This is a genomic window from Mycobacterium sp. NGS58 (genome assembly GCF_059812385.1).
Genome location: NZ_JCALCO010000009.1, coordinates 17,967 through 36,330 on the forward strand (window position 1 = coordinate 17,967; position 18,364 = coordinate 36,330).

Consider the following 18,364-nt stretch of genomic DNA (forward strand, 5'->3'; position numbering starts at 1 on the left):
GACCAATGAACGCGCCAAACCCCTTCGACTTCAGCGACTTCGGCCCCGGCAAGCAGGCCCCGGCCGGTGCCGGACAGCCGCAGGGGCAGCAGGGCGACGGTTTTCCGGGCGGATTCGATCCGTGGGCCAACCAGCAACCGGCCGCGGCTCGACCGGGAACCTCCGATGCGTTTCCCGGACCACCGGCATTCGACCCGACGAGTGGACGTGACGCATTCGGGCAACTCACCGCGAGCCCGGTGAGTGTCGGCGCGCTGACGACGGCGCGGCCGCCGCTGGTGTGGTTCGCGGTGGCCTTGGCGCTGGGATTTGCCGGGATTGCGCTGGCCGGCGCGAGCGCGTTGGAGGGCCCGATGATTGCGGCCGCGGTCGCCGGCTGGCTGCTGGCCGGCCCGCTGGCGATCGGCGCGCTCGCGGTCTTCAGCCGGGTCGACACCAGGCGGCGCACCGAGGCCATCTATTCCGCGCCCACCTGGACGTCGAGGCTGTACTGGATAGTGCTGGCGGTCTGCCTGCTGGGCATAGCCGTGGGGGCCTGGCAGATCGCACTGTGGGCGGGGACGTTGTAGTGACCCACGCTTCTCGAATACCTCGCGGCCGCAACGGCTTTGCGATGCTGGCGCGTGTGCTCGCGGCCGCGGCCCTGGTCGTCGTGCTGAACGTGGTCGGCTGGGCGCCGGTGGCGTCGGCGGCGGGCTCGCCGGGGGCGAGCCGTTTCGGAGCCTGCCTGGCCTCGCAGAAGACCGGTGATCTGCTGCTGTTGTTCGACGAGTCGAGCAGCCTGCAGCAGACCGACCCGCAGGCCGCGCGCGTGCAGGCCGCTCGCTATCTGGTGCAGACGCTGGGCAAATACGCCGACCGGGTGAGCGCAAAACTCGACGTCGCGGTGGCGGGATTCTCCGACACCTATGTCCCCGAACATGATTGGACCCAGCTCACCGGTTCGACCGCGGACAGTGTCGGGGCGTCGCTGGATCCCATCGCCAAGAAGAACACCGGCATCGACACCGACTACTGGCTGGCCCTCGACGGCGCGCGGCAAGCGCTGACGACGCACGGCGGCGCGGCCGACAAAGGCCAGCGCTGCCAGGCCATCGCCTGGTTCTCCGACGGCATGATCGATTTCACCGCCCGTCCGGTTACCAAGCCCTACGCCGACGGGGTGCCGCTGGACTCGCCGAACGGAATCCCCGACACCACCCAGAAGGCCGTGCAATCCATCTGCCGCCCCAGCGGCCTGGCCGACCAGCTGCGGTCCAGCAACATCATCATGCTGGGAATCGGGCTGGGTGCCAAGCAGACTCCCGGTGACTTCAACGTGATGTCGGCGATCAGCACCGGCAAGGGATTGCAGGGCATGGCGTGCGGCGCCATCACGGATCCGGTGCCCGGCGACTTCTTTCCCGTCGCCAACATCGACGACATGTTGTTCGCGTTCGACGCCCTCAACCCGGATCCCGGCGTGACCGACCAGGGCGGGGTGTGCCAGATCAAGGTGTGCCCGGAGGCGCGACACAACTTCGTGCTCGACCGGTCGATCAAAGAGGTCAACATTCTGGGTTCCGGCGGCGTGCCCGGCGTCGAGCCTTACCTCGTCTCGCCGACCGGGCAGACCCTGCCATTGCCCAAGAAGGACGGCGCCCAGAACGTCAACGTCGACGGGGTATCGGTCAACTACCAATGGCAGTCCGAATCGGCGCAAACGATCTCGCTGCAGAACGGCAACGCCCCGCACTGGACCGGGCAATGGGCGATCGTCTACGTCGACACCACCGGCCAGCACCCCGACGCTGTGTCCAAGGTCAGCATCCACATCACCACCGACATCTTCCCCGCGCTGACGGGCGCCGACAAAGTCGCCTGGCACAGCGGCCAGACCCTCAAGGGCCTGGTCTTCGGTTTGGTTGACGGACAAGGCAAGCCGATGGCCCCGAGCGACCTGGCCGGCTCGGCCACCATGTCGGCCTCGTTGGGTCCCGATGGCGCAGCACCCATTCCGCTGCTGACGGCGGCGGGCAAGGATGACATCGCCAAACCCGTCGACGCCGACCTGACCAAAGTCGCCCCAGGCCACGCGACGTTGCGGATGTCGCTGGTGATCACCACCGCGAACACCACCGACCAGAACGGCGGGCCGATCGCCGGCACCCAGTTGTCGCCGCAGGAAGTCGATGTGCCCGTGCAGATTCTACCCAAAGTCGGCCTGCCCACCCCGGGCGCGCGCATCGACTTCGGCACCGTCGAGGGAGCTAAAGGGGCATCCGCGACGCTGAACATCACCGGCCCGGGCTGCGCCTGGATCAGCGACAGCGATACCCCGACGGTCGCGGGCGCGCCCGACGGCATCGGGACGCCGCACCTGGGTTCACCGACGAATTCGGGCCAGCACTGTCTGAAGGTCCAGGCGGGGGAGACCGCGCAACTGTCGGTCAACCTGCGCACCGACCACAACGGTCACGGCGGCCTGAACGGCACTGTGCCCGTGCATGTTTCGACGCTGGACAACCCGGACGACGCCCAGACCGTGCCGGTGGCATTCACGGCGTCGATGATCAACCCGCTCAACACCACCAACTTCATCCTGGTGCTCATCGCCGCGCTGCTGTTGGGCCCCGCAATCCCGTTGGCGCTGCTGTACGGATCGAAGTGGTGGGCCAGCAAGATCCCCGACAATCCGCTGCTGGCCGAGCGCATCCCGGTGGGGATCGAGCACGACGCGGTGCTGCGCGGCGGTGAACCGTTCGCGATGGCCGACACCGATCTGGTGCAGCCGGTGACCGGGCTGCCTCCCGGTGGCACCCGCCAACTGTCCGTGGCCGGGGTGGATCTCTCGGTTGTGTTGGGGCGCAGCCCGTTCGGATCCGGGCATGTGGCCGTCGACGCCGAGGGCATGGTCAGCGTCGGGTCCAAGCTCCCCGGATCGGACAAGACCGGCCTGCGCGCGGTGCTGCCGCTGGCGGTGCACAACACCTGGGTGCTGCTGCACAACCCGTACGGACCCGAGAACGCCGCCGAGGTGCTGCTGTTGGTGGCCGGGACCACCGACACCATCGCGCGTGAGCGGCTCTACGAAGACATCGCGCAACGGCTGCCGGACCTGCTCACCGGCCTGCGGCTGCGCGCCGCGCAGGCCGGCATGACGGCACCGTTCGCGGCGCCGGGAGAGACGGCCTCGCCGTTCGGTGACGCGCCTGCGGGCGTCGTGGCCGGCCCGGCCGGAGACGATCCCTTTGGCGGCGGCGCTGATTCGCCGTTCGGGGCAGCGCCCTCGGCACCGCCCGCGCCGAGGCCGGCGCCGCCCGCGGCGACGGGAGCGGTGCCGCCCGGCTTCAATGAGGCGGAGACACAGGAGCGGCCGATCCCCGAACCGATACCGCGCCAAGACGACACGATGGCGGCGGGCTACCGGTATGGCGACGAGGGCGAAGAGCGCGACGAGCGGGACGCGGGCACGTCACCCGGGCACCCGCCGACCGGGGCGACGCAACCCTCCTATCGATTTGACCCAGATCCATTCGACCCCTTCGGAGAGGGCACCTGATGCGACGATTCCTGGTAGTGGGCTGCGGCGGTTCCGGCGGCGCCACGCTGTCCCTGATGATGGACCAGCTGCGCTCCGAACTGCACACCGCTGGAATCGAGAAGCTGTTAGCCGGTTGGCAATTCGTCCACATCGACGTCCCGAGCGCCGCGGAGTCGGGCCCGGAGGGTCTGGCGAACGTCCCCGCCCAGGGCGGCAGCTACGTGGGATGCGGACCGCAGGGCAGCAGCTACGCCGTTCTCGACGGCGCTCTGTCGCAACGGCTGGCGGCCGAATCGGCGTTGGACACCATCGCCACCTGGGCTCCGCGCAGCCCGCAAGAGGTCTCGATCCCGATCTCGGCGGGCGCGGGGCAATACCGGGCGATCGGGCGCATGATCACCCTGAGCAAGGCCGCCGAGATCCACGCCCGGCTACAGGCCGCGTGGGACACGCTGTTTCGCGTCGAGACCGTTTCCGAGATGTCGACGGTCGACGTGCCGGGCATGGGCCGCTTCGACCCCAACGAACCGCCGCTGGTGTTGGTGGTGTCGTCGATGGCCGGCGGTGCGGGCGCGTCGATGGCGCTGGACGTCTGCCGCCTGCTGACCTTGGTCACCGGCCTGGATCCCCGCTTGATGGGCGTATTCATGGTGACCCCCGACATTTTCGATTCGCTACCGCAGAGCGCCATCATCGGCGTGCGGGCCAACGCGTTGGCCATGCTCGGCGAGATCGTGGCCAGCCAGTCCGGTGCGGCCCGCGAACACGACGTACGAATCTTGCGCGCTCTCGGCCACCATCACGGTGAGGGAGAACCGATTCCGTTCGCGCGGGTGTTCCCGGTGGGCCGCTACATCGGCGCCGACCGCACCCTGTTCGGCGACGGCTCGCAGTACGCGGTGTACCGGGGACTGGCGCGCGGGCTGGCGGGGCTGATGATGAGCGGCCGGGCCAGCGACCAGTTCGTCGCCTACGACCTGGGCAACACCGCGTCCCCGGTGGGCGATCGCGACCTGCTGGGCTGGGGCATCTCGTCGTGGGATGTGTTGCCGTGGGGCACCTATGGCTTCTCCAGCCTGAGCATGGGCCGCGACCGCTACGCCGAATACGCCGCCCAGCGCCTGGCCCGCAGCTGCGTCGACAAGCTGCTCGACGGGCACATGCAAAAGGGCAATCCGGCGTCGAGCACCGAGCAGTTGGACTCCCTGCTGTCCAGCCAATGGGGTGCGCTCTGCGGCGAACTGGAGCTGCCGCCCAGCGCCGGCGACGAGCAGACCAGGGTGAGCCAGCTGGGCCGCTGGATCGGCACCGAAGCCTTCACGGCCGACACCGTCGTCGCCACGGTCAACGGTCTCATCGACCGTCAGCTGCGCAACCACCTGCCCAACCCGGAAGGCGTCGCCGCCGAACAGTGGGTGCCGACCATGCGGCAGGCCGTGCACAACCGGCGCGCCGAGTTGGCCCGGGCGTGCGCTGATGCGGCCTACGCCATGGCTTTTCAGTGGCACCAAGATTTCGCCAACCGGCTGGAGAAGGTGGTCGGCGCGGCCGTCGCCTCGCTGGGGTTGCCCTTCGCGCGGGAAGTCGTCGACCAGCTGCGCAGGCACATCGATGACAAACTCACGGCGGGGGTTGCGCAGCTAGGCAACATGGGGCCACCCGACATCGTGGCGATCTCGCCGCAGGTGGACGCTGGGCTGAAATCGCTGCACGGGGTGATGACCAACACCGACCAGGTGGTGGCGGCGGTGGTGGACGGGTTCCGCGCGACGGTGCGCCGTCAGCTGTTCGCCGACGCTGCCGCCCGCATCGCCGACGTGCTGCGGGTTGTGGGCCTGGAGCTGCTGGTGCCGCTGCGGGACCGGCTCAGCGAGGCGATGATCCAGTTGGAGAACGCACGCTCGGAGCCGCCGACCGACGTAGGCCTGGCGCGACTGGCCACCGATCAGTACGCCGCCTGGCCGGCGGACGCCGACGAACTGGTGCCCAGCCGGTTCGCGGAGGCGAACAACGAAGTGCTGCTGATCAATTCGACCGCCTTCAAGGGACGCTACGAGGCCGATCTGCCGAAGACGGTGGCCGGTGCCAACGCGATGATCCCGCTGCAGTCGGCCATCGAGGAGGCCACCACGCGGGTGATCTTGGGGGAGTGGCAGACCACCGGCGGCGTGGCCGCACCCGGCGGCCTGATCGAGCGCACCGCCACCTGGGTCACCCGGGCGCTGGGCACCGACCCGGAGACGGGCCGCGCGCGGGTGCCCTCGATCGCGCAGTTCGATATCCACACTCGCCCAGTGGAATTGCTGCGCCGCGCCCGGCTGTACGTCGAGCGTCCCGGGGAATCGTTCGCCGAATTCTGCAAGGTGTCGCTGCGCGACTACGTGCAGGGGGCGGGAGCCTCGGAGTCTGAGCTGGTGGCGCGCCGCCGCGACATCGCCACCAAGTTCGCCGAGGCGCTGTCGCTGGCGCGGCCGCTGGCCAGCGTCAACGACCAGGCCCTGCAGCGGGTCCATCCCGGGCAGCAGACCGAATACCGCTACAAGTTCTCCGAGATTCCGTTCGCCGGTCAACCGGTCGACCGGGAACTGTTCGAAGTCATCCGCAACAATCCGCGGATCGACCAGGCGACGAAGGACAACTACGGGCGTTCGCTGTCCGACGAGGACAGCGTGACCCGCATCGACATCTTCGGCTCGTATCCCAACTACTCGCCGCTGGCGTTCGACTCGGTGCTCAAGCCCGCCGCCCAGCAATGGGCGCAGACCGCGGGGCCCGGGCGGGGGTCCTTCTGGAAATACCGTCGCTCCCGGCCACTTTCGGCGTCGCTGCCGATGACGGACGAGCAGCGATTCGCCATGACCGGCGGTTGGTTCGTCGGCCAGCTGCTGGGCCGCATCCAGATCCCCGCGTCGCCGTTCACCGAGCCGGTGCGGATTTATGACGCCGACAGCGGGCAGTGGCTGAACTTCCCGAACCCGTTGCTGACGCCGCCGTCGGCGTTCCACGCCCCCTACGACTGGCTGCCGGCGGTACTGGAATCGATCCTGCTGGCCATCGCGCAGTCACACGAGCCGCCGGTGATGCGGTCGCTGCGGCCCTACAGCGTGCTGCGCGAGCTCTACGACGCGCACTCGCAAGACCCGGCCAGCGGCATCGTCGCGTTGTCGGCGCAGGCACTGCTGCGCGAATTCCTGCAAAGCGGCTCGAGCACGCCCGGCGTGCAGTCTCGGGTGCCCGGGATCGCCGAGGCCCAGAGCGCCGACGAGCGCGCCGCGGCGGTAATAGAGTGGCTGACCACCATCCGTGATGTTGCGGCGCAGTATCTTCCGGCGGACATGGCCGGGGCCACGCCGGGTGGGGCGTTCACGACGGTGCCGACGCGGACCACGGCGTCGAACACGCCCATGTTCCGCGACCTGGCGCCCGATGTATACGCGGCGACCAGTGCGTTGATCAACCTGATCCAGCACGAGGCCGAGGCGTTGGCGGCCGGGGCGGGGGCGGGCGGCCCGGTACTCGACGGCGGCGCGCCCGTGGTGATTCCCGAGGGCGGGACGTTCTGATCATGGCTGTATCCGACACCGCGCTCACCGTGGTCGTGGCGCCTCACCAGCAGACCGACGAGCTTCTCGGCGTCCTGTGCGATTACTCCGCGGCGGGGCTACTGGGCGTCTTCGTCTGGGTCGATGCCGGCGATGCGCGAGGGCCCGCCACGACGGCGACGATGGTGCGCGACGGCAGGTCGGAAAGTGTTGTGCTGCAACAGATATTGACGGCCAAGCACTACGACCGGGTCCGGGTTGCGGTGCTTGTTCCACTCGACGCACCGGCCGAGCAGCGAGCGCCGTTGGCCGCCGAGCAGTTCGTGGAGCAGGTGGTGCGCAGCACCGCCAGGGGAGCCGGGATGACCCTGCTGCGCATGCTGCTCACCAGCGGGCGCGCCGGCGCCAGCCAGCTCAGCTCGTCGGTGGTGGTGGAGGGCTGGCACAACCTGCTGATCGCACCCGAGGATTCGCCGGCACCGGGGCTGGGTGCGGTGCCGTGGGGGCATCTCGCCGAGCCGCTGGATCTGGCCCAGCGCGCCGCGCCCGTAGTCGCGGCGGTGGCCGGTTTGTGGGCCGACGTGCAGCAGACCCCGTTCGACAGTGTGGAGATTCTGCCGGGCCAGACACTGCGCGCGGTGCGCGCGTTCTACCGCAGCCTGGACACCGCCGAGGTGGAACGCCGGTTGCGCGCGCGGCTGTTCGATCCGGCGGGACGGCTTCCGCTGCCGCATGGTGGCCAGGTGCCGGTGCTGTATGTCGAGGACGTGTCGGCGGCCACCCAGACGATGGCCCGCGCGCTCTGGACCAAACACCGCGACGTGCTTCGCGGTCCGCGGTTGGGCGCTGACGATGTTGCCACCCAGGCCATTTCGATCTGGGCGGCGCTCAAGATGTTCCTGCGCTTCATGGGCGGGGCCCTGCGCAACGCGCCGTCGGCGTGGTTGTCGGCGGTCAAGGGATCGGTATCGGCGGTGTTGGCCTCGACGGTGCAGGGCACCGTGTTCGGCGGGCGCGAGTCGGCATTCTCGGTGGTCACCAGCAGCCAGCTCGCCGATTGGCAGGACCTTGGCCGCAGCGCCGACACGCTCAACGCGGCCATCGGCGGATCGGCGGCCAACGGGCAGCTGGCCCAACAGGATCTGAGCCCGCTGTGGATCGATTTCGTCAACGGCGCACTCACCCTTGCCGACGGCGGACGCCGCGCGAAGGGGCTCGACCCGATTCAAGTGGGGGCGGGTGTGGGTGTGTTGGCCAGCGCCGCCGACGTCGTTCCCAGCCGCGCGGACCGGTTCACGGCGATTCCGACGTCGCTGGCCGCGGTGATCGGCGTGAGCGACCTGGAGCCGGCCGACGTGCTGGGCGCGACCGATCTGCGCCAGCGGCTGCAACGCGCCTACTCCGACCCCGCCGCCGGCGTCGAGGCGCGCGGGGCGTCGACCGAACTGGAGCGCTGGCAGCAGCACGCGTCGAAAAGCTATGCCTGGCAGGCGGGCTCGATCCTGACCGACTTCTTAGGGCGGGCTCGCACCGAGGTGGCCCAAATCGCCGAACAGATCCAGCGGGCGGCCAGCGAGATCTCGATCGACGAGCGGGTGCGCGCCCGCCAGCTTGCCATTGGCACCATCCTGGCAACGATGACCTGGGCGACACTAGGGGTCCTTGTCGTGCTCGTCGGCATCGCGGTGGTCGGCTTCACCGGCTGGAGATACACGTTGATCACCGGCGGGATACTGCTCGGCCTGTACATCGTGGTGTCGCTGACGTTGTTCCTGTTCGCGCAGCGTGACATGTTCACGTTGATGAATCTGCGGAAATCGCAACAGAATCAGCTCGAAATGATGCAGGCGAATCTGCAGACCGCGCTGCAGGATGTCAGCCGCCTGTCCACCGCGTACGGCCAGTATCTGTCCTGGTGCCGCGTACTGGGGCCGGTGCTGCGCGCGCCGTTCGGGCCCGCACCCGTGGGGCGCTCGCCGGCGCCGCTGATCTCCGACGGCCTGCCCCGCTGCGCCCAGGTCGGCGTCGCCGACCCTGGCGCGGAGCGCGCCGACGACGCGGCGCATGCCATTCAGCGCCGGCTGTACGCGCTCGGCTGGCTGACCAAGCCGTGGCAGGACATGGTCGCGCACGCCGCGGGCCGGCTGAGGGAGGAGCCCGAAATGCTCTATCGCATGCCGGGTTTCCGGACCGCCTCGGGTCTGGACCAGTGGTCGGCGGCGGTGGCATCTGGGCAGGTGCACTCCACCGGCGCCGAGGCGCTGTGGCAACGAGTCGAGCAGATGTTCGCCGCGGACGACCGCGTGGGCACCGCGCTGACCGGCGCGGTGCTGGCTCCGGCGATGGGCAGGCACGTCCCCTCCGAACAGTTCGCCGCCGGTGTCGTCGACCATCGGCCAGGGCAGGCCGCTCCGTTCGACGGATCGGTGTTCACCGACGCGGCGATGACCGCGAGCCGCTGTGCGGTGGCCATCGACACGGCCACGCTCGCGCGGCCCGGCTTAGGTTTCAGGGCCGCGGTGGTGCAGGCCAGCGACGGGCTTGCGCCCTATGACTTCACCCTGTTCGAGGTGCCGCTGGCGGCGGCATCGGGAGTGGAAATGGACAAGACCGCGGTGATCACCCACACCGAGCACCGCGACGTGCCGCCCGGCGGGGATTTGGTGTTCTAGCCATGCCCGATCCGCAGCACGCCGGCGACGCCGACGACCCCCGCCTCAACGCCCTGATCGCGTGGCGCCAGCGGCTGATCGATTCTGGGGCGGTGTCCAAGGCGGGCTTCAAGGAAACCCATTTGCGACTCATCCTGCGGTCCGGACGCACCGACGTGGAACAGATCCGCGCCATGCTGCCCGGCTCGGTCGCCGAGTACGCCGAGGAGCTGGCGGCCGTCCTGGCCGAGGTCGAGTCGGAGTCGCCGGGCCGGCATCGCCCGGGGGGCCTGTCCGCGGTGGGGCCCGACCGTGATGCGACCGGCACCGCACCGTCGGCAGACAACACGACGAGCGATCAATTGCCGCTCGGCGCAGCCGATTTCGCCGCGTACACCTTCGGCGAACAGACCGGTCCGCTGGCCGCCGTCACCGTCAGACCGTCGCGTGACGACGGCGACGCCGGTGGCTGCGAGCTGACCTGGACCCCCTACCTGTCGGGCGGCGACGCCGCGGTGATCTACCGCGTGGTCGCGCAGGAGGACAACGCGCCGTACTCCCCGGACCGGGCCCGGTTGGTGGCGGCCACCTCCGCGACCGCCGCGGCCGACCAAGAGCCTTCGGCCGCGGCGGTGCGCTACTACCAGGTGTGGGTCAACGTCGGCGGAACCCGCGCCGAAGCGCTTGCGGCGCAACCGATCAAGCATGCCGAGGGCGTGGCCGTCAGCCCGGTGCGCGATTGCGTGGTTCGGCAGGACAACGGCAAGGTCATCGGGCGCTGGGCGGTGCCTCCGGCGGTCAGCACCGTGTTCGTGTCCCGGATGCCGGCCGAGGAAGTCGGCCGTGAGGGGCCCCAGCACCGCATCTTGCTGGACCGCGACAACCGGGCCGGGTTCGTCGACTCCGACCCGGCGCCGGGGCGGCGATACGTGTATCGGATTCGGGCCGCGGTCCCGGTCAACGGTGTGCTGCGGCTGGCGGCACCGGTCGATGCCGAGGTCGAGATCGCCGCTGTCTTAAGCCCGGTCACCGATCTGATGGTCACGTCGGCGCCGGGGGCCGCCGACGGCTTCGAGCTCACCTGGAAGGCGCCGTCGGCCGGTGACGTGGTGATCTATCGAAGCCAGACCGGCCCGGCGGCCGGTGCCGAGGCCAATGACCTGCCCGAGGCCGCGCTCGAGCAGGTCGGGCTGACCCCGGATCTGCGCTTGACGCAACCGATTACCGAGCAGCCCGGCCCCGACGGGCGGCCGCGCTCGATGATGTCGGGGGTGTCCTGGCCGGCGGACTGGAGCCGCGCCTACTTCACGCCGGTCACGGTGCTGGCGGGCCGTGCGTTGCTGGGCAAGACCTTCTGTTCGGTGCGCACCGGACTCATCCGGGATGTCGAGCTGGCCGAATACTGCAACAAGCAGGTCCTGACGTTCGACTGGCCGCAGGGTGCCGCCGTCGTCGTCGTGTATCTGGCACCCAAGGGCTATGACCCGCGCAACGGCCTGACCGGTACGTCCTACGAAATCACCGTCGAACAGTACGAGAAGTACGGCGGCCTGCAACTGCCCAACGGCAAACTGCCCGTGAGCGGCTGCTCCCTGCATCTGGCGCCGGTGGCCTTCTCCGCCGGACGGCGGGCCATCGGGGCCGTGCGCAGCATCGAATACGCGGGTCTGTTGCGGCTGCAATACGCGGTGCAGATGAGCCGCGACCCGCACGGCCAGCCGTCGCACGCCACGATCTACATGCGGTCCGAATACGAAGTGCCCGGGTCACCGGCATTCGTATTGGTCAACAATCCCGACCGAATCCCGTTGTCGCCCACCGACGGAGAAGCGCTGGACGCCGCGCCGCTGGACGCGCAGGGCGGGCTGGCGGCCACGCCCTCCAAGGAACTGCGATGGTCGGCTCTGACCACCGCGGGAACCGCCGAACCGTGGGCCGTCGACCTGCGGGGCCGACGCGGGTGGATCCGATTGTTCGTCAACACGCCCTCGGCGGCTCGGTTGCGCACCATCGCGCTGCTGGACCCGCCGGTGCACAGCCTCCGTTTGAGCGTGGGTGCGCCATGACGCCGCGCTACGGTCAACTCGCCTACACGAGTTTCGATCAGCCGGGGGGCGCGGGCGGCTGGCAGGTCAAGCAGACCACCGGCGATTTGTCGCCCGAGGAGACTCAACGCCTGGCGTCGGGTGTGCGCACCGCGTTTCGGCCCGTCACACCGCTGCCCGACTATCCGACTCCGGAGCAGTTGGATGCCGCGCCACGCCGGCTGGAGTACCGCCGGTGGGCCAGCGACGCCGCCGGCTATTGGCACACCGTTGCCGCCGGCGCCGACAGCACCGGGCGCCCCGGCAATGTGTTCGCCCACGTATTGCTGGACCGGACGCCGGATTCCGCGCCGCGGCTGCGCCCCATTCAGCGGTGGGGCTCGCCCGCCTGGCTACGCCCGTTCGGCGCCGCGGCGGTCGGCCGCGCAAGCCTGCCCGCCGAACCGCCGGGCGCAGCGCACGTCGTCACCCGGGAGAGCGCGATTGCGTTCGCGCTGGACACCAGCACCTGGCGGGTCGGCACGTTGCTCGGCCTGCTGGACGCGGTGGCCGCGGCGCTGGAGGGTGGCGCGCCCGTCGTCTTGGGCGCCGTCTCCGTCGACTCGGCCGCGCAGTGGATCGGCCTGGTGAGTTTCCTGATGTCACCGGGGACCGCGGCCACCCTGAACTTCAGCACCTTCGATCGCGCCGACCAACTCGGTTCGGCGCAACACGCCATCGCGCACCTTGCCGCGGTACCCACTGGTGACTTGGATACGCTCCCAGCCGGTTTCGTCGTCATCGACGAGACCGCGACGCTATCGCTGGGGGAGTTGGGTGGCGACCCGCATCGGACCGCGGCCGGTCAGGCGATTGACGTCACCGCATGGTCGGTGATGGCGCAGGAGGTGCTGCTCGATCCGCAGTCGGCGCTCGCGGTGCTCGACGAACTCGACCACCGTGCCGCCCAGACCGAGGATCGAGACCTGCACCCGGCTTGGCCGCTGGCGGTCACGATCGCCGCCGACGAGGACTTCGCGGCCGCCCATCCCGAGGCCAACGCGATCATCAGCGCGCACTCGCCGGCAGGCATCACCCCCGGGTCACCGACCGAACGCCTTGTCGACGAGGCGCTTTCGGCCCTCGTCGGCCACAACACGCCGGACGCCTGGAAGGCCGCCGAACAAAACCTGCCGGGATTCGCCGGTGAACACGCCGCGCTGACCTACCTGTGCCGTGCGATCGGCGACGACACCTGGCTGGATCAGCTGGGCCCGATTCCATTGAGCTCCAACACTTATCACGGCCGGCCGGTTCCCGAACCGCTGGCGGCCGCGCTCGGGCCGGCGCTGGAACGGGCCAGCACCGCGGGCGACCCGCAGCGGCTGCTCAAACTGGTCGACCTGCTGCTGCGCGCAGGCGTCGACGATGATCGTCTAAGCCAGGCCCTCACCGAACGGGTCGCGGCCCAGCTGGCCGACCCGCACACCGGCCCGACGCTGGCTCGACGGTTGACACACCGCCTTGGCCCCGAAACCCGCATCGCCGCGGCCGCCGCAACGCTGCGCCTGAGTTGCGAAGGCGCCACACCGATCACCGGCGCCGTGCTCGATTGGTTCGCCGATGGATCCACCATGCCCCCGGCGGCCGAACTGCTGGGTGCCCAACCGTGGACCGCGACGTGGACCCGAGCGGCGGTGTGCGGCATGCGCGCCGAACGTGACCCCAGTGAGGCGGACCGCTTTGCCGAGTTGTGGTGGCTGGCGGCCAACGGGTCGCCGCGCCGCGACGAGGTGGCCGCCCGCCAGATCTGGGATCCCGCACAACTTTTGGCGGCGGGTGGCGCGGCGTTGAGCACCGCGGCGCTGTTGCCGACCCTGCTGGGCGCGCCCGACAGCGAACACTTGGTCCGGTTGGCCGACGAGATCACCGGTGCGAACAACGATGACCTCGCGGTGGCATGCGCGGCGCTGCGCATGGTCGGTCCGGCATCCTGGGTGCAGCGCGGCTACATCAACACTCATCAGAAGGCGTACGCCGGGTTGTGGGACGCGGCGCTGGCCGAAATCGGTTCGGGGCGAATACATACCGACTGCGCGGTGCGTGTGACGGTGCTGGCGGTCCTGGGTCTGATCGCGGGACAGCCACGGCCCGTCCTGGCGGGCCAACTGGCCGGCGACCGGCTGGTGGCCGGCGCCGCTACCGAGCAGGTGGTAGCCCTGGTGGACAGCGACATCGTCACGGCCACCGAGGTTGTGGCGGCCAGCCTGCTGCGCGCCGACGCTGCCGAGCCGGGCGACGCCGTCGATGGTGTGCTCGCCGCGGCCGCCGCGGCGGTTACGGCGAGCCGGCAGTTTAGCGAGGACGACCAGGAGGGGGTGCTCGCTGCGATGATGCGGATGGCCGGCAGCAACGAAGGGACGCCGCCACGGCGATACCGCAAGCTGGTGAACACGGTGCTGGGCCGCCGCCCTGACGGGTGGGCGCCGCTCGCCGCGCCGCCGGCTCAGACGTGGAGGAATTACTGATGCCGATCTACGCCCTGACCGCACGTAATCAGCGGGCCCACATACCCGTTGGGCCGCTTTCGGTATCGATCAGTGGCGCGGTTCACGACGCCGCGCTCGACATCCAGGGCGCGCCGGGTCAACCCGTGGTGCGGTCGAGCCCCCAGCATGTCGTGTTGCCCTCGCTGACCGGTCCGGTCACCGTCGCCGTCCGGCCCGCGTTCACCACTCAGTTCGGTGCGGGCGCCGTGGTGCACCTGGCGATCGCGCACGATGTGCCCGATGAAGCGGATCCGGTCCAGGTGCTGTTCGACCCGGTGGACGTCAGCGGCGACGCCGCGGTGGTGTTCGCCGAACTACGCCCGGCCGGTCACCACATCGAAGTCGCCGTCACCGCCGCTGCCGACACCGCGCTGAGCCCGCTGGCGGCCGCGGCGCGCACGTCCGCGCGGCGACTCATCGGCCGCGACCGCAAGCAGGCCCACGCCGAACTTGTCGTCGCGCTGAACACTTCGGCGTCGATGCGCCCCTGGTTCGCCGATGGCAGCGCGGCGGCAGCCACCGACGTGGCGGTCGGGGTGGCCGACGCCCTCGGGATTCATGACTTGGCCGCGGTTCTCGTCGGCGCCGACGTCATCAAGGTGCCAACCGACAGCCATGCCACCGGGCCCGCGCTGGGGTTGGCCGAGGCGGTGCGCAAGGCGCAGCCGCGATGGTCGGCCGGTGCGCGGTGGTCGCGACTGCGGACCGACATCGCCACCGTGGCCTGTTCGGATTTCCCGACCAGCGGCGTGCATCGCGGATTTGCGTTGATCACCCTGTCCGATGACCGTCGGGTCACGGGGCCGCGACTGCCGGCGCCGCGGTCGGGGCAAGATGCCTCCGCCGAACTGCTGGCGCATCCGCAGGTACTCGACGAGATCACCGCCGGCCTTGTTCGGGCGCTGACATGACCGCTCCGACCGCCCAGGCGATATTGACGAAATGTCCACGCTGCTTTGCACTTCTGGACCCCGATCATCACCTGTGGACGCTCGCGCCGACCAGCGGCGCGCCCCGCTATCACGACGAGGTCGGCTCGGCGTTCCTGGGCGCCAAGGCCGATATCGGGCCGATGTTCCGGTGGGATCGCCCGCCCGGATACAACGGCCCGCCACCGCCGAACATCGCCGCGCAGGCGCTGCGCGGTCCCGTCCTCGAGATCTGCCCGGTCTGCCACTTCACCCTGCCCGACCGGTGGCGCGAGGGTCAGGCCTATTGCATCGCGATGGCGGGGGCCCGCGCCACCGGCAAAAGCCTTTACATCGGCGTGCTGGTCCGCCAACTGCAACTGCTGTGCGAACACCTCGGGTTTGCGATGGCGCCCGCGACGCGCTCCACGGCCGTCGCGTACGCCACCCATTACGAGACACCGCTGTTCGTGCAGCGCGGTCTCATCCCGCCGACGCCCACGATCATGACCCAAACCTCCACTCAGCGAGAGCCGCTGATCTTCAGCCTGGGTACCTGGCATGGGATTCAGCGTTATTTGGTGCTGCGCGACGTCGCCGGCGAAGACATGGAGTCCGGAAACCTGCATTCGCCCCCGTTCCGGTTCTTCAGCAACGCCGAGGCCGTGTTCTTCATGTTCGATCCGCTTCGGGTGCAATCCATTCGGGATCAGCTGCAAGATCTCCTGCCCCCGCAGATGGTGAGCGGGGGAGACCCACGCGGCGTGCTGAACAACGTGATGATGGCCATCGGTTCCGGCGAACCGCGGCTCGCGGTCATCCTGTCGAAGTTCGACGCCCTGCGGGCGCTGCGGGATGTCGACGGCTCCGAGTGGAGCATGGTCATGTCGAATGCCGGAGCCGCCTATCTGCGCGATCCCTCGGATTCCGTGCTCTACGACGACAACGACGGTCAGCTGCTGCACGAGGAGGTGCGCAGCCTGCTCACCCGGCTCAACGCAGGCTCAATCATCGCCGGCGTCGAAAACCCCTCCACGCCAAGGCGATTGAGGCACCGGTTCTTCGTCGTCTCCGCCCTCGGCCAGCCGCCCAGCGGGCAGCGCCTGCACGCCCGGGGCATCGCCCCGTTCCGCTGCGTCGACCCGGTCCGCTGGGTGACCTCGAGCTTCGGTGTGCTTTAGGGATTCGCCGACCATGAGCACCCCACCCCAGAATCCGTTCGAGCACAATCCGTTCAGCGGCGTCCCGTTCGGTAGCAACCCCAACGCGCCGCCGGTGTATGCGGCGCCGCCCGCGCCACCGCCAGCCCGCCAGCCGGTCAACACCCTGGCGACGCTGTCGGTGGTGTTCGCAGTCGTGTTCGCCCCCGTTGGGGCGGTGCTTGGGCATCTGAGCCTTCGGCAGATCCGGCGCACCGGCCAACGGGGGCGTGACCGCGCTTTGGTCGGGACGGTGCTGTCGTATGTGGTCATCGTCGCCGTGGCGGGCGGTCTGGTGGTGTGGAGTCTGCAGCCCTCAGCCACTCCGGCGCACGTCGCCGCACCCAGCAGGACGGCGCCCCCCACGGTGGCGCCGTCCAACCTGGCGTCGTTGACGCCCACTCTCGATGACGTCAAAACCATTACCGGCGACCAGTCTCTGGTAATGGGCGACATCTTGCACCGGCCCAACATCGGCAACGCCATGGGGCAAACCCTCGACCGACCAGAGTGCCGGGGGGCGATCGACGCCGGAATCCCGGACCTTTACGACGTCGGAGTGATGCTCGGCTTCTACATGCCGGCCTTCATCGACCGGGCTGACCCCTACAACACTGTCACAGTCGGCTCGGCGGTCGCGGCATTCCTCGACTCGGCCACCGCGCAAGCCCAACTCGGGAGGATGCTGGCCACGTGGGGCAAATGCGGCGGAGGCTCGTCGGTGCGAGTGACCTTTCCTGATGGCCAAGCGTTCACATTCCAAGTGAAGGGACCGAGTTCGCCGGGTAACGGAGTCACCACGATGGAAATGGCGACCGACGGGGAGCTGTCCGTCCATGCGATCGCGACCAGAGCCAACATCGTCATCGACCTGTTGGTGTCCTACACCGGCAACGGCGCGGACCGCGCCCGGCAAGCCGCCGCGGACGTCGCCAACCAGATACTCAACAAGATCCCGAGCTGAGTCATGACACATCCGCAGGAACCGTTCGGGCCCAATGCCTTCGGTGGCAATCCGTACGGAGGTGGTCCGTACGGAGGAATGCCTCCGGGTCCGCCGATCTATACCGCGCCGCCTCCGCAGCGGCCGCGGACCAACATCTTGGCGACGCTATCGGTGGTGTTCGCGTTCGTCTTCGCCCCGGCCGGGGCGGTGCTGGGGCATGTGGGCCTCGCGCAGATACGCCGCTCCGGCGAGCGGGGCCGTGACCGCGCGATCGTCGGACTGATGCTGTCGTACGCGGTCATCACCCTGACGGTGGTGGCCGTGGTCGCGTGGGCATCGCAGAACGGCGGCGGCCCGTCGCGCGCGGCGTCACCGACCAGTGCGGCAGTCTCAACCAGCTCACCGCACTCGCCGATGGTCACGCCGACCGGCCTGCCCGGGTTGCTGCCGACCATCGATGACGTCAAACGGTTCATGGGAATTCCCAACCTTGTTGCCCTTCCGCCCACATTCAAGCCAGGCCCGGACTCCGACAGCGCCTCCGTTGATCGCCCCGAGTGCTGGCCGGTCATGGGCGGCGGCGCTCCGAACACCGATACGCAAGCCCTCGTCGGTTACTACGGCCTGGTGCTGATCGACGACCACGACGTACCCGCCCTCAAGGAAGCCGGACAGGTCCTCATGGCCTTTCGGGACCCGCCTGCCGCGCAGCGACAATTGGCGAATCTGGTGTCGATATGGCGCAAATGTGGCGGCTCGACGATGAACATCCTGCCGCCGCCGGGCAAGCAGTCGCCGCCGGTCGCGGTGTCGATGGGCGTCCCCTCCGACGCCGGAAACGGCATCACCGCCATGGTTTTGACCGCGCAGGGCCCGGTGCTGCGATCACGCAACGATCGTGCGATCGTCGCCAAGAACAATGTGGTGGTGGACATCAACGTCGTGCTGGTGGACACCGATCGGGGCCAGCAAGCCGCGATGGACATCGTCAATTACATCCTGGGCAAGATTCCGAGTTGAGC

General features: G+C 69.4%; 10 protein-coding genes. All 10 read left to right on the forward strand.

Annotation, left to right across the window (positions count from 1 at the left end; genetic code table 11):
- The first annotated feature begins 5 nt into the window (after nt 1–5).
- From AC5Y4H_RS10820 to AC5Y4H_RS10865, 10 genes are read left to right on the forward strand one after another with little or no spacing between them, the layout of a single operon-like run.
- Entirely contained in the window at nt 6–569 is a 564-nt protein-coding gene (locus AC5Y4H_RS10820; RefSeq protein ID WP_499981313.1) for a hypothetical protein, read from the forward strand.
- The gene (locus AC5Y4H_RS10825; protein ID WP_499981315.1) at nt 569–3,541 is read left to right on the forward strand and encodes a vWA domain-containing protein; all 2,973 of its coding nucleotides are present in this window, start codon (nt 569–571) and stop codon (nt 3,539–3,541) included. Before AC5Y4H_RS10820 ends, AC5Y4H_RS10825 begins: the two co-directional genes overlap by 1 nt.
- Nucleotides 3,541–7,086: a tubulin-like doman-containing protein gene (locus AC5Y4H_RS10830; RefSeq protein WP_499981317.1), complete on the forward strand. Its 3,546-nt coding sequence runs from the start codon at nt 3,541–3,543 to the stop codon at nt 7,084–7,086. Before AC5Y4H_RS10825 ends, AC5Y4H_RS10830 begins: the two co-directional genes overlap by 1 nt.
- A 2-nt stretch (nt 7,087–7,088) precedes the next feature.
- Nucleotides 7,089–9,737: a hypothetical protein gene (locus AC5Y4H_RS10835; protein ID WP_499981319.1), complete on the forward strand. Its 2,649-nt coding sequence runs from the start codon at nt 7,089–7,091 to the stop codon at nt 9,735–9,737.
- A 2-nt stretch (nt 9,738–9,739) separates the two neighbouring features.
- Complete coding sequence (locus AC5Y4H_RS10840; protein ID WP_499981320.1) at nt 9,740–11,782, forward strand: SaeA-related protein; 2,043 nt, start codon at nt 9,740–9,742, stop codon at nt 11,780–11,782.
- Nucleotides 11,779–14,268, forward strand: coding sequence for a GAP1-N2 domain-containing protein (locus AC5Y4H_RS10845; protein WP_499981323.1), 2,490 nt, complete (start codon nt 11,779–11,781; stop codon nt 14,266–14,268). The genes AC5Y4H_RS10840 and AC5Y4H_RS10845 overlap by 4 nt, the downstream gene beginning before the upstream one ends.
- Nucleotides 14,268–15,200 carry a hypothetical protein gene (locus AC5Y4H_RS10850; RefSeq protein WP_499981327.1) on the forward strand — a complete coding sequence of 311 codons (933 nt, stop codon included), beginning with the start codon at nt 14,268–14,270 and terminating at the stop codon, nt 15,198–15,200. The genes AC5Y4H_RS10845 and AC5Y4H_RS10850 overlap by 1 nt, the downstream gene beginning before the upstream one ends.
- Before the next feature lie 23 nt (nt 15,201–15,223).
- Complete coding sequence (locus AC5Y4H_RS10855; RefSeq protein ID WP_499981605.1) at nt 15,224–16,378, forward strand: hypothetical protein; 1,155 nt, start codon at nt 15,224–15,226, stop codon at nt 16,376–16,378.
- A gap of 13 nt (nt 16,379–16,391) precedes the next feature.
- On the forward strand, nt 16,392–17,360 hold the full coding sequence (locus AC5Y4H_RS10860) for a sensor domain-containing protein (protein ID WP_499981329.1): 969 nt from the start codon (nt 16,392–16,394) through the stop codon (nt 17,358–17,360).
- Nucleotides 17,361–17,363: 3 nt separating this feature from the next.
- The gene (locus AC5Y4H_RS10865) at nt 17,364–18,362 is read left to right on the forward strand and encodes a sensor domain-containing protein (RefSeq protein ID WP_499981331.1); all 999 of its coding nucleotides are present in this window, start codon (nt 17,364–17,366) and stop codon (nt 18,360–18,362) included.
- Nucleotides 18,363–18,364: the final 2 nt, after the last annotated feature.

Excerpts from the sequence above, each read along its gene's own strand:
- AC5Y4H_RS10845 (WP_499981323.1), top strand. The coding sequence starts at position 11,779 with ATGACGCCGCGCTACGGTCAACTCGCCTACACGAGTTTCGATCAGCCG.
- AC5Y4H_RS10865 (WP_499981331.1), top strand. The coding sequence starts at position 17,364 with ATGACACATCCGCAGGAACCGTTCGGGCCCAATGCCTTCGGTGGCAAT.
- AC5Y4H_RS10830 (WP_499981317.1), top strand. The coding sequence starts at position 3,541 with ATGCGACGATTCCTGGTAGTGGGCTGCGGCGGTTCCGGCGGCGCCACG.
- AC5Y4H_RS10820 (WP_499981313.1), top strand. The coding sequence starts at position 6 with ATGAACGCGCCAAACCCCTTCGACTTCAGCGACTTCGGCCCCGGCAAG.
- AC5Y4H_RS10840 (WP_499981320.1), top strand. The coding sequence starts at position 9,740 with ATGCCCGATCCGCAGCACGCCGGCGACGCCGACGACCCCCGCCTCAAC.
- AC5Y4H_RS10850 (WP_499981327.1), top strand. The coding sequence starts at position 14,268 with ATGCCGATCTACGCCCTGACCGCACGTAATCAGCGGGCCCACATACCC.
- AC5Y4H_RS10860 (WP_499981329.1), top strand. The coding sequence starts at position 16,392 with ATGAGCACCCCACCCCAGAATCCGTTCGAGCACAATCCGTTCAGCGGC.
- AC5Y4H_RS10835 (WP_499981319.1), top strand. The coding sequence starts at position 7,089 with ATGGCTGTATCCGACACCGCGCTCACCGTGGTCGTGGCGCCTCACCAG.